Origin of the sequence: Comamonas sp. Z1, from assembly GCF_008121555.1 — a bacterium.
Taxonomy (GTDB): Bacteria; Pseudomonadota; Gammaproteobacteria; order Burkholderiales; family Burkholderiaceae_C; genus Comamonas; species Comamonas thiooxydans.
Map to the genome: position 1 here is coordinate 55,762 of NZ_VOQT01000014.1, position 11,665 is coordinate 67,426.

At 63.3% G+C, this 11,665-nt stretch carries 13 protein-coding genes; 7 read left to right on the forward strand and 6 right to left on the reverse strand.

The window, feature by feature from the left end; translation table 11 throughout:
• Positions 1-87: 87 nt before the first annotated feature.
• The gene (locus FSY45_RS20805) at positions 88-912 is read right to left on the reverse strand and encodes an undecaprenyl-diphosphate phosphatase (protein WP_034409450.1); all 825 of its coding nucleotides are present in this window, start codon (positions 910-912) and stop codon (positions 88-90) included.
• A gap of 213 nt (positions 913-1,125) precedes the next feature.
• Here FSY45_RS20805 and FSY45_RS20810 point away from each other — a divergent pair, with 213 nt between their 5' ends.
• Positions 1,126-1,404 carry a PsiF family protein gene (locus FSY45_RS20810; protein ID WP_003052901.1) on the forward strand — a complete coding sequence of 93 codons (279 nt, stop codon included), beginning with the start codon at positions 1,126-1,128 and terminating at the stop codon, positions 1,402-1,404.
• 65 nt (positions 1,405-1,469) lie between these two features.
• On the opposite strand, the gene FSY45_RS20815 is transcribed toward FSY45_RS20810, so the two are convergent.
• Both FSY45_RS20815 and FSY45_RS20820 read right to left on the reverse strand, forming a co-directional pair.
• Complete coding sequence (locus FSY45_RS20815; RefSeq protein WP_046460899.1) at positions 1,470-2,729, reverse strand: PepSY domain-containing protein; 1,260 nt, start codon at positions 2,727-2,729, stop codon at positions 1,470-1,472.
• A 12-nt stretch (positions 2,730-2,741) separates the two neighbouring features.
• On the reverse strand, positions 2,742-4,913 hold the full coding sequence (locus tag FSY45_RS20820) for a TonB-dependent siderophore receptor (RefSeq protein WP_148748371.1): 2,172 nt from the start codon (positions 4,911-4,913) through the stop codon (positions 2,742-2,744).
• 397 nt (positions 4,914-5,310) lie between these two features.
• On the opposite strand from FSY45_RS20820, the gene FSY45_RS20830 reads away from it, so the two are divergent.
• The 4 genes from FSY45_RS20830 to FSY45_RS20845 are packed head-to-tail and all read left to right on the forward strand — an operon-like array spanning position 5,311 to position 7,940.
• Positions 5,311-5,715, forward strand: coding sequence for a DUF2306 domain-containing protein (locus FSY45_RS20830; protein ID WP_003069222.1), 405 nt, complete (start codon positions 5,311-5,313; stop codon positions 5,713-5,715).
• Positions 5,716-5,751: 36 nt separating this feature from the next.
• On the forward strand, positions 5,752-6,036 hold the full coding sequence (locus FSY45_RS20835) for a 2TM domain-containing protein (RefSeq protein ID WP_046460901.1): 285 nt from the start codon (positions 5,752-5,754) through the stop codon (positions 6,034-6,036).
• 24 nt (positions 6,037-6,060) lie between these two features.
• Positions 6,061-7,128 (forward strand): sensor histidine kinase, encoded by a 1,068-nt coding sequence (locus tag FSY45_RS20840; protein ID WP_046460902.1) that lies wholly within the window; start codon positions 6,061-6,063, stop codon positions 7,126-7,128.
• The gene (locus FSY45_RS20845) at positions 7,125-7,940 is read left to right on the forward strand and encodes a LytTR family DNA-binding domain-containing protein (RefSeq protein ID WP_046460903.1); all 816 of its coding nucleotides are present in this window, start codon (positions 7,125-7,127) and stop codon (positions 7,938-7,940) included. Before FSY45_RS20840 ends, FSY45_RS20845 begins: the two co-directional genes overlap by 4 nt.
• Here the strand turns inward: FSY45_RS20845 and FSY45_RS20850 are convergent.
• Positions 7,927-8,598 carry an ATP-binding cassette domain-containing protein gene (locus FSY45_RS20850; RefSeq protein WP_046460904.1) on the reverse strand — a complete coding sequence of 224 codons (672 nt, stop codon included), beginning with the start codon at positions 8,596-8,598 and terminating at the stop codon, positions 7,927-7,929. The genes FSY45_RS20845 and FSY45_RS20850 overlap by 14 nt on opposite strands.
• A gap of 117 nt (positions 8,599-8,715) precedes the next feature.
• Between FSY45_RS20850 and FSY45_RS20855 the strand changes: the two genes are divergently transcribed.
• Together FSY45_RS20855 and FSY45_RS20860 are read left to right on the forward strand one after the other, a co-directional pair.
• Entirely contained in the window at positions 8,716-9,081 is a 366-nt protein-coding gene (locus FSY45_RS20855) for a hypothetical protein (RefSeq protein ID WP_046460905.1), read from the forward strand.
• Positions 9,082-9,166: 85 nt separating this feature from the next.
• Entirely contained in the window at positions 9,167-9,685 is a 519-nt protein-coding gene (locus tag FSY45_RS20860) for an SRPBCC domain-containing protein (RefSeq protein WP_003069209.1), read from the forward strand.
• A 15-nt stretch (positions 9,686-9,700) separates the two neighbouring features.
• Here FSY45_RS20860 and FSY45_RS20865 read toward each other — a convergent pair whose 3' ends face one another.
• Both FSY45_RS20865 and FSY45_RS20870 read right to left on the reverse strand, forming a co-directional pair.
• Positions 9,701-10,024, reverse strand: coding sequence for a hypothetical protein (locus FSY45_RS20865; protein ID WP_046460906.1), 324 nt, complete (start codon positions 10,022-10,024; stop codon positions 9,701-9,703).
• 63 nt (positions 10,025-10,087) lie between these two features.
• The gene (locus tag FSY45_RS20870) at positions 10,088-11,665 is read right to left on the reverse strand and encodes an efflux transporter outer membrane subunit (protein WP_080944417.1); all 1,578 of its coding nucleotides are present in this window, start codon (positions 11,663-11,665) and stop codon (positions 10,088-10,090) included.

Sequence of the window (11,665 nt, forward strand, 5' to 3'; positions counted from 1 at the left end):
GTAATTCAATCAGAACAAGCGCTGCAAGCTATTAAAAAAGCCGCTTGCTATCACGCAAGCGGCTTTTTTGTGGGCAGCACCAAACGCTCAATGGTGCCAGTCCACGATGCCGGTATAGGCCGTCACCAGCACGATGATGCCGAAAACGATGCGGTACCAGGCAAACGGCACAAAGCTGTTGGTGGAGATAAAGCGCAGCAGCCAGCGCACGCACAGCCAGGCGCTGATGAAGGAAAAGATCAGGCCCACGGCAAACAGAGGCACATCCGCCATGGACAGCAGCGCGCGCTCCTTGTAGAGGCTGTAGACGCCCGCGCCGATCAGCGTGGGCATGGCCAGGAAGAACGAGAAGTCCGTGGCGGCCTTGCGCGACAGGCCCATGAGCATGCCGCCGATGATGGTGGAGCCGCTGCGGCTGGTGCCGGGCACCAGGGCAAAGCACTGCACCAGGCCGACCTTGAGCGCATCGAGAGCGGTCATATCGTCCACCGACTGCACGCGGGTGGCGGCGGCGGGCCGCTTCTCAGCCCAGAGAATCACAAAGCCGCCGAGGATGAAGGTGGTCGCCACGATGACTGGCGTGAACAGATGCTCCTGCACATATTTGCCGAACAGCAGCGCCAGCACCACGGCAGGCAAGAAGCCGATGATGACGTTGAGCGCAAACTTCTGCGCCTGGCGGCTGCTGGGCAGCTCCACCAGCGTGTCCCGGATCTTCTGCCAGTACACCAGCATCACGGCAAAGATGGCCCCGGTCTGGATCGCAATCTCAAACACCTTGGCCTTGCCGCCGACAAAACCCATCAGCGAACCCGCCAGGATCAGGTGGCCGGTGGAGGAAATCGGCAAGAACTCGGTCAGCCCTTCCACAATGCCCATGATGGCGGCCTTGACCAGCAATAAAGTATCCACGCGAATCGTCCTTTGGATGCAGGGTTGAAGCAAAGCCGCCCATTATCCGCTCGCCATTTTCCCGTTCGCGCTCACAAGACCTTTTCCGGCCGCCTATCGACAGACAATCGCAAACTTTTACAAGACACGGTCGGCGCTTCTGGGCAAAGTCACGCGCTTGTGCTGCAATAGCTGCGCGCCGGTTGTCGGCGTTTTTTCAAAAATCACACCATCATGAAAAAATTTGTGGTCCTGGCTGTTGTCTCCCTGGCCTGCAGCATGAGCATGGCTGCCGGCGACAAACCCAAAACCGCCCAGCAGCAGCTCATGGGCACCTGCAACACCGAAGCCACGGGCAAGAAGGGCGATGAACGCAAGGAGTTCATGAAGTCCTGCCTGTCCGACGGCAAAAAGCGTCAGCAGGAACGCATGAAGAGCTGCAATGCCGATGCCGCCGGCAAAAAGGGCGACGAGCGCAAGGCCTTCATGAGCGAGTGCCTGAAGAAGGACTGAGCGGCTTTGCCGCTCCCGCGCGCAGCGCGCAATGCACAAAGCCACCGCAGGGTGGCTTTGTGGTTTCAGGCAGAGGCAGCTGCCAGGGCCGTTCTCCGGGCACGGCGTTTTTTCCACCAGATGATGACGCCGGTGATGGACAGCATGGCCACCATCACGCCGACCACCGATATCAGCACACGTCCGAAGGTGCCCAGAATGCGGCCGCTGTGCAGCGGCAGCTGCAGCTGCACGAACACATCGGCCCCCGTGCCGTGCCAGGGGCGATAGCTGCCCAGCACCTCACCGCTTTCCGAGCTCACATAGACATTGGACAGCCCCATTCCCATGGCCCCGGTTTCGTCGTCGGGATTGAAGAAGGACACGTTGTAGAACGGGAAATCCCCGCCATACCAGATGCCTCCGGCCTCGGTCTTGATACCCAGCCTCACCGCTTCCTGGCGCGCGATCTCGATGGCCGTGGCAAAGCCGATCTTGGGCTCGATAAAGCTGCCCAAAGGTGCCGGCTTGAGCGTCTCGTAGGGGCCGGGCGTGGTGGTCGAGACCTTGCTCATTACGGGGTAGAACACCTCGCGGTAGAGATTGATCGAGAACGAGGTAAAGGCCACGATGACGATCACGCCCCAGATCCACAGCGCACCCGCGCGGTGCAGATCGAAGTTGAGCTTGTAGGCACCGGCGCCCCAGCGTATGCGCCAGGACGGCATCCAGCGTGCCCACCAGGACTTGCCGCCAGCCTTGGCGGGGGCGTCCTGCGCCCCGGCCGCAGCCGCCTTCTTCTTCACCGGCAGGGTCAGCACCAGCGCCCAGAAGCTGTCGGCCAGCCACAACAGCGCGAGACCGCCCATGAACCAGTAGCCCCAGCGGTTGCTGCCCGCAAACGTGGGGCTGAGCAGGCTTTCATGCAGATGGCGCAGCCAGGGCATGAGATTGCGCCAGCTCAGGGCCAGGCTCTTGGAGTCTCGGTGGCCGGTGATGGCTCCCGTCACCGGGTCCACGAACACCGTGTTGTAGCCCAGCACATGGGGCTTGCCCGTGCCCTGGTCCAGCAGCGGGCGCACCAGAAAGGAGGCCGCCTCGCCCTCGCGCAGGCCCAGGCTCATATACGAGATCTCGGCGCGCGCATCGGCCGCCTGCACGGCCTGGGCCAGTTGCAGCGGCGTCTGCAGCGGGCCGCGCCCCGGCGTGTGCAGCATGTCGGCGTTGAGCCAGTCGTCGATTTCATGATCCCACGAGAGCACCGCCCCCGTGAGACCGGTCATGACCAGGAAGGCCGCGAGAAACAGGCCGACCCAGCGATGAACCACAGTCCACAGAGCGCGCATATCCGCTCTGCCTCAGAAGTTGACCGTGGCGCTGACCGACAGGGTGCGCGGAGCCGACTGCACCAGATAGTTGGCCCCTGGATAGCCGCCCACCGAAGCCCAGTAGTTCTTGTCGAACACATTGTCCAGACGGGCCCGCAGCGTCAACATGCGGTCATTGCCCAGATCGACCAGGTAGCGCACACCGATGTCGGTGCGCGTCCAGCTGGCGACTTTCAGGGTGTTCGCGGCATTGGCGTACTGGCTTGAGGTATGCGTCACACGCGCATTAAGTGCCAGACCGGATACCCCAGGCACGTCCCAATCCACACCCAGCGTGGCCTGCGTCTTGGGCACGCCGATAGCATAGCGGTCGACCTGGGAGGCGTCAGCCGCCTGCTTGATCTTGGCCTGGGTCAGCGTCAGGCCACCCAGCACGCGCAACCCCTTGGCGGCTTCGCCGAAGACCGTGAATTCCATGCCCTGGTTGCGCTGCTTGCCGTACTGGCCGTACATCTGGTTGACCACATAGCTGCTGGGCACATCGGTGGTGTACAGGGCCGCCGTCGCGCCCAGCGTGCCGCGCTGCCATTTGACGCCCAGCTCTTTTTGCTTGGACTTATATGGCGAGAACACCTGACCGGCATTCAGTACAGGCAGGCTATTGGCCGTGGCGGGTGCCACGGCGCCCTTGGTCAGGGCCTCGATGTAGTTGACGTAAACGGAGACATCGTCGGTGGCCTTGAACACCACGCCCAGAGCGGGCGTAGTGGCGGATTTGCGGTAGCTATCGGTCTGCAGGCCGGTGTTGTAGTCGTAGCTGCTCTGGTCTATGCGCTGACGACGCAGTCCCAGGGTCACCTGCAGGCGGTCTTCGTACATCGACAGTGTGTCGCTCAGTGCCAGACTGTCGAAGCGGGTTTCGCCCACCTTGTAAGGATTGGCCATGGAGCCACCGAAGAAGGTGTTCTGCGGCATGAGGCTGGCATAGGGGTTGTAGAGGTTGTTGCTCACGCCCGAAGCCATGGCCCAGGCACCGGTCTCCGAGGCGGAATAGGTGCTGGCCGAGGCCACCAGTTCATGACCAACGCTACCTGTCTGCAGACGGGTGCGAATGCCGGCCTCTGCCGTGCCCACGCGGTCCTTGCGCAGGTTGTCGAAACGCGTGCCCGTGGTATCGCCCTGAACATTGAGCACGGTCACATTGCTATTGATGTTGTCTTCCTTGCTGCGGCGTAGACCACCGGCAGCCCAGGCTGTGGTCGTGGAGTTGATGTCCCACTCTCCGCGCAGGGTGGCGAAAACGTCACGTTCGGTGGAGAAGGCCCAACTCTGAGCGTAATTAGTCTTGTTGTCCGGCACGACAGGGATAAAGTCAGAAGGTGTGACGCTGGGTCGCCCACCGCGATAGCTGTTGCGCTGATAGCCCACATCGGCCGACAGACGCACGTCGCGGCTGCGCCAGTCCAGGCCCAGACCCAAAGCGGTCAATGTACGGTCCTCGCCCTTGACTCCTGTACCGCCGTCGCGGCGCACGGCATTCAGGCGTACGCCCGTGCTCTGGTCCGGGCCGAAACGGCGCGACAGATCTGCAGAGGCATAAGCCTGACCGCCCGTTTGTATTCCCGTGCTCACCTGAGTCAGTGGCTCGCTGCCTGCGCGCTTAGGCAACAGGCTGATCACGCCCCCCACGCCGCTGCCGCCAGGAGCCGCACCGTTGAGGAAGGCATTCGCACCGCGCAGCACCTCCACACGCTCGAAGAATTCAGATGCCACATACTGGCGCGGCAGCAAGCCATAAAGGCCGTTGTAGGCAATGTCGTCGGAATAGACCGGCATGCCTCGCAGCATGTACAGCTCCTGGAAGTTGCCATAGCCGCGCGCCTGCCGCACCGACGGATCGCTCAGTAGCACATCACCCACACTCTTGGACTGAGTGTCTTCGATTAGCTGACTGGTATAGGCCGTCGACGAAAACGAGGACTCCTTCCAGTCCCGCGTTCCCAGAATGCCGTTGCGTGCTCCGGTAGCTACCTGCCCACCCGCAAAAGACTTGGCCAGACCCTGGGCCGAAGCATCGGCGCTGGCCTCCACGGTCACGGTCTGCAGGGCAGCTTCTGATTCAGTGCTGGAAGTCTGGGCAAAAACACTCTGCTGGCTGCACAGTGCGAGGGTAGCCAGGGAAATCGGTCGTAGCAGGAACATTATTGATGTTATTGAGAATGATTTTCAGAATCGTTAATTTTAATAATCAATCTCCTTTGCCGATGCCTAACACCCTGAAATCTCAACGGGATCCAGGGCAGGCCGCAAGTCCCGAAGCTGCTGCGTGATATGTGTGCGCGCACAAACAAGCACAAGCACAAGCACAAGCACAAGCACAAGCACAAGCACAAGCACAAGCACAAGCACAAGCACAAGCACAAGCACAAGCACAAGCACAAGCACAAGCACAAGCACAAGCACAAGCACAAGCAGAACCAATACACCACTCACACCTGCCGAGGTGCAACTGACTCCCTTGTCTGCTCACTTCGTCGCAAAGCGCTGGCCGGCAGCAGGCCCGGCTTGCACAGTCATGTGCAAGCACCAGGAGCCAGCCATGCAACTCACGCCATTGATTGCCTTTCACATGAGTTCCGCCATCGCGGCCACTCTGACCGGAGCCATTGCACTCTGGGCCAGGCGCCATGCCGGCCCGCTGCCCTGGCTGCACAGAATCGCAGGCCGTGGCTTTGTGCTGCTCATGCTGGCCACCGCCATCTCCGCCTTGTTCATACGCGACTTCAAGCTGCCCAACTGGGCAGGCTTCACGCCCATCCATCTGCTGATCCCCGTGACGCTGGGTGGCCTCGCACTGTCCTTCTGGCATCTGGCGCATCGGCGCATCGCCCAGCACCGCAGCGTCATGCGCAAGCTGTACTTCGGCAGCTGCGTCCTCGCAGGGCTGTTCACGCTGCTTCCGGGCCGCCTGCTCGGCAATCTGCTGTGGCAGCGATTGGCCTGATCCCCGCCCTCATCCCACGCTCGACAAGGAAAAAACATGAACCCGATCTCTGAAGACGCTCTGCGCCAGCAGGCACGCCGCCGCGCCGGCATGAAGCTAGGCTGGTATATCCATGCTGCGGTCTATGCCGCGGTGAATCTGTGCCTGATGGCCCTGGCTTTGAGCCAGGGACGGCACTGGGCCATCTACCCGGCTCTGGGCTGGGGTCTGGGCCTGCTGATTCATGGCGCAGTGGTCTGGCTGCTGGCACCCGGCAGTCCGCTCTTTCAACAACTGCTGGAGCACGAGCTGAAAACGCTGCAGCGCAGCGAAAAGCGCTAGATGCCGGACCGCCCATCACCTACCATGCCCGTCATGTCCATGTTTGCGCCCACGCCCCTGCTTCGTCACGCCGGCATCACCGTGGCTGCCTGTCTGCTGATCGCTGCTGCCTTGACCGCTCTCGGCCAGGGCCTGTGGGATGTCAATCTCGCCTATTCGCTGGCCATAGGCCTGATCAGCTGGCTGAGCATCGATCTGCTCAGGCTGCGCTGGCGCGAGTCCGACGACATTCCCTGGCCGCGCGGCATGCGCGGCATGGCCGTGGTACCGCTGGGAATTGCAGCAGGCCTGATTCTGGGCAATCCACTCGGTAGTCTCTATGTTCAGCAGTTCCATCCCGAGCTGTCGGCCACAGCCCGTCCCTCGCTATGGCTGCCGCTTGCCATCACCATGGCGACCAGCATGGCCATGTCCTGGGGCTTTTATGTGGTGGGCAAGTCGCGCCATCTGCAAATGCAGGCAGAGCAGGCCCAGCGCCAGGCCGCCGAAGCCCGGCTCAGCCTGCTGCAGGCGCAGCTGGAGCCGCATATGCTGTTCAACACCCTGGCCAATCTTCGCGTGCTGATCGCCACCGATGCGCCACGCGCCGAGCAGATGCTCGATCATCTGATTGCCTACCTGCGTGCCACGCTGGCCGGTTCACGCCACGGCACCCACAGTCTTGCCTGCGAATTTGCCTTGCTGGCCGACTATCTGGCCCTGATGCAGATCCGCATGGGCGAGCGGCTCAGCTATGGCCTGCATCTGCCCGCTGAACTGGCCGAGCTGCACGTGCCAACCCTGCTGCTGCAGCCGCTGGTGGAGAACAGCATTCGCCATGGACTGGAGCCCCAACTGGCCGGCGGCCACATTGCCGTTCACGCAAGCATGCTGGATGACAGCCGCCTTCTGCTCAGCGTGCATGACAATGGCCTGGGCCTGCCCATGCTGCCTGGCCAGCCGCCTTCCGGCTCCAGATCCGGCTTTGGCCTGCAGCAGATTCGCGAACGCCTGGCCAGCCGCTACGGCGGCGCTGCCCGCTTCGATCTGACAGCAGACAGCGCAGGCGGAACCAGGGCCTGCATCGTATTACCCCTGAAGTCCCAGCCATGAACACCAGTCCGCCGCGCGCCCTGATTGCCGAAGACGAACCGCTGCTGGCCCTGGCATTGCAGCAGTTGCTGGGCCAGCTCTGGCCCCAGTTGCAGATCGAGGCCAGGGTGGCCGACGGCATCAGCGCCGTGCAGCAGGCGCTGACCCTGCTGCCCGATCTGCTGTTCCTGGACATTCGCATGCCCGGCCAGACGGGGCTGGAAGCCGCCGCCGAAATCGCCGATGCCTGGCCCGAAGAGCAAGCGCTGCCGGCGATTGTCTTTGTCACCGCCTACGACCAGTACGCCCTGGCGGCCTTCGAGGCCTGCGCCATGGACTATGTGCTCAAGCCGGTGCAGGCGGCGCGCCTTGGCCAGACCGTGCAGCGCCTGCAGCAGTGGTGGCAGCAGCGCCAGCCGGTACAGGGCACGGACCTTGCCGTGCAGAATCACCGTCAGCTCGAACAGTTGCTCGGGCTGCAGCAGCAACTGCTGGGGCAGGTCCCCACCGCGCTGCAGATCATTCAGGCCAGCGTCGGCAACCAGATCCATATGGTGAGAGTGCAGGACATCGTCTACCTCGAAGCCGCCGACAAATATCTGCGCGTGCTGACGGCCGCTCAGGAGTATCTGATCCGTACCCCGCTCAAGGATTTGCTGCCGCAGCTCGACGCGCGCGAGTTCTGGCAAATCCATCGCGGCACCGTGGTGCGGGCGCAAGCCATTGCCAGCGCCCAGCGTGGCGAGTCCGGGCGCCTGAGCCTGCTGCTGCGCGAGCGTCCCGAAAAGCTGGCCGTCAGCCGTCTCTACGCAGCACGGTTCAAGGCGATGTAGCCAGCTCCATCACATCCTCCCAGTCCACACCCTGCATGGCATCCCAATGCGCCACGATGACGCTGCGGGGTCGCGCCGGATTCTTGAGCTCGGCTGCCATGGCAGCCAGCGCATGCTGCACATAACTCTCGGACGGTTTGTCCAGCGCCGCGAGCGGCTCGTCGATCAGTACCAGCTCGGCGGCGCTGGCCCAGCCAGCGGCCATCCACAGCTTGCGCTGCGTGCCCGATGACAGGGCCAGCAGCGGCTTGTGCAGATGCGGCTCCAGCCCGAAGCCCTGCACATGCTGCTCGAACTGCTGCTGCGACCAATGCGGATACAGCGTGCGCTGCAAAGCCACCCAGCTCTCGGCCGGCATCTGGCTGTAGACATCGTTGAGCGGCTGGCGTGGGTCCTGCCAGAAGCAGGAGCTTGCAGCCAGGCGGCCGTTGTCGGCGAACGGATAGTGCAGCAAGCCCATGCGCAGCGGCAGTTGCCCGGCCAATGCCTTGAGCCAGCTGGTCTTGCCCGTGCCCTCGTCGCCTTGCAGCAGGCACAGTCCGGCATGCCAGCAATGCGAGGCCTCATGGGCCACGGTTCGGCCCGGGTAGCCAAAACTCACCTGCAGAGCCTGCACCATGCACAGCGACTCGCAGCCTTCATCAAGTTCAGAATTCATAGCTGACAACGCCTTGTATATATATGTCCACGGCTGATTGTGGCCAAAGAACCCACGGCCATGCGCAAAGCAAGGCACAGGCACAATGGCGTCCCCCTCAACAGCGCGCAATATGCCATGGCTCTGGATTATCTGGAATTCGATTACAGCGAAGATGAAGAAGGCACTGGCACCTGGGACGCCATGGCCAGCGTCAAGGCCGAGCGCGTGCCAGCTTTGGCCGGCGAAATAGAAGCCCTGCTGCGCTGGGCCAGCCAGAAGTTTGCGGGCCGCCAGGGTGCCCTGGAAGACGGCAATGAATGGGACTATGACCTGCAGGTGCAGGACGATGACGGCCAGCCCCTGAGCGCCCGCTTCGACAGGGCAGCAGGCAAGCTGGAGCTGCAGGCCTCCGCCACGGGCCGCACCACGGTCAGCCTTTGCCTTTCCGGCTCCACGCAGTTCGGCGATGCACTGCGCCAGGCCTTTGATCTCGAAGCCTGACATCCGGGCCTGCAGTCACGGCGCTTGAAGTCAGGTGCGCGCTGTGCACAATGGATGGCTCCAAGCGATCTGCAAAGGCATGTCCATGACCGAGCGACTCTCTGCCCCGTTTGTCATCGAGCAATTCATCAAGGCACCGCGCGAGCTGGTCTACGCGGCCTTCACGCAAGGCGAGCACCTGAGCCACTGGATGCGCCCGCCGGGCATGGTGATGACGCAATGCGAAGTGGATGCACGCGAAGGCGGCAGCTTTCATTACGGCATGCGCGCCGAGGCCATGCCCCAGGCGCCCGCCATGTGGGGCAAATGGAGCTTCAGGGAGCTGAAAGCGCCCGAGCGCATCGTCGTCGTGGTGCAGTTCAGCGATGCCGCAGGCGGCGTCACGCGCCACCCGATGGCCCCGCAATGGCCGCTCTATACCCTGTCGACCACCACGCTCAGCGAGGAATCCGGCGGCACGCGCCTGCATCTGGAATGGCGTGCCCTTAACGCCAGTGCCGTGGAAGAAGCGGTGTTCGACAGCTCGCACGCCAGCATGAACATGGGCTGGAGCGGCAGCATGCAGTTGCTGGCCGGCTATCTGGCCAGGATACAGGCGGCCTAGTCAGCCGTTTCCGGCCTAGCGATCCATATCCTGGCGCTGCCTGGGTGGCTCGGCCGCATTTCTGCGACTGGCCCCGGCACGCCCGGCCTTGCTCCACTGATAGTCCACTCCATCGGGCGTCTTGCCATCCTCGACCGCAGACACGCCCACAGGCCCGACCATATCGCGCAACTCCGACGAAATCACCACATGGGCATGGCGCTCGTCCTTGCGCAGTTGCTGGCACAGGGCCAGCGCCTCGCTCATCTGCGCATCGGAGAAGGCCCGGCATTGCGGCTGCCAGACCGGTGTCTGGCCCTCTGACTCGGAATTGCGCAGGTAGAAAACAGCAATGCTCATGGTTTGATCTTCACAACAACAGAGCCACGGTTGTAACCCAGAGCACAAGCCTGCACGGCGCGCTCACTCTTTGCGCTGGCCCGCATCCAGCGGCTCCCAGCGCCCTGCCACATTCTTGAGCAAGGTGTTCACGGCCGTCAGCCTGCGGTTTCTGACGCTGTTGAGGCTGTTCTGGGCGCCGAGCACCGTCGTCTGGGCCGAGAGCACGTTCAGATAGGCCACGATGCCGGCCTGGTACTGGTTGTTGGCCACGGTCAGCGACTTCTGCGCTGCGGCCAGGGCCTCGGTCTGCACCTGCTCCTCCTGGGCCAGATTGACGGCGGCGACCAGATTGTCCTCCACCTCCTGCAGCGCCGTCAGCACGGTCTGCTTGTAGGTGGCGGCATTCAGGTCCAGCGTGGCACGGGCCGACTCCACGGCCGCCGAACGCGCTCCACCGTCAAACAGACTCATGGCCAGCGCCGGTCCCAGCGACCAGAACAGATTCGGCGCATTGAGCAGATCGGAGAGCACGGAGTTGCGATAGCCGGCCGATGCCGACAGGGTCAGCGAGGGGAAATAGGCCGCACGCGCCACGCCGATCTGCGCATTGGCCATGGCCACGCGGCGCTCGGCAGCAGCAATGTCGGGGCGCCTCTCCAGCAAGGTGGAGGCCAGCATCTCGGGCACGGCAGGCGGCGTCGGCAGGTGGCCGGTCACCGGCAGGCTGAAGTTGGCCGGAGCCTTGCCCAGCAAGGCCGCCAGCGCATGCTCGTACTGGGCGCGCGTGATGCGGGCTTCCAGCAGGCTGGCCTGAGTGCTCTTGTACTGGGACTGGGCCTGGGCCACATCGGCCGAAGACACCACGCCCGCCTGGTAGCGATTCTGCGTGAGCTTCAGACTTTGCTCGTAGGCCTCCAGACTCTCCTGCAGATACTTCATCTGCGCCTCGGCGGCACGCAGCGAGAAATAGGTCTGGGCCACCGATGCCTGGGCCGACAGACGGGCCGCAGCCAGATCGTCGGCACTGGCCTGGGCCGAAGCGCGGCTGGCATCCACCGCGCCCGAGAGCTTGCCCCAGAGATCCAACTCCCAGCTGGCGCTCAGGCCCAGCGAGAAGTTGTTGTTGATGCTGCCGCTGCGCGCCACGTTCTCGCCGTTGGTATTGCTGTAGGTGCCGCCGCCGGTCAAGGCACGCGAGCCGCTGCCCGTGGTGCTGAGCGTGGGCAATTGCGCGGCGCGGCTGCTGGCGACGGCGGCCTGGGCCGAGCGCAGACGGGCCACGGCCTGCTCCACGCTGGGATTGCCTGCGGCTGCCGCCTGCTGCAGATCATCCAGCGTGCTGTCGCCATACACCCTCCACCACTGGTCGGGCACTGCGGCGGCCGGGCTGGCCGCCGAGCTCTGCGCCGGTTGCCAGACGCCGAACTGCGCAGCCTCGGGCGTGGCCTCCTTGAAGCGGGCCGGCACATCGAGCCGGGGAGGCTGATAGGCGGGCTGGGTGGAACAGGCCGCCAGCGCCAGCGCCGCAGCAAGCGGCAGCAGACGCGGCATCCAGCGGGGCAGCGACCGGGGAGAATTCTTCATAAAAGTGAGCTGCTTGCGCTTATCCTGATTGGATTTAAAGCCGATTTGATTCAAAAAATGTGCTGGCATATACAT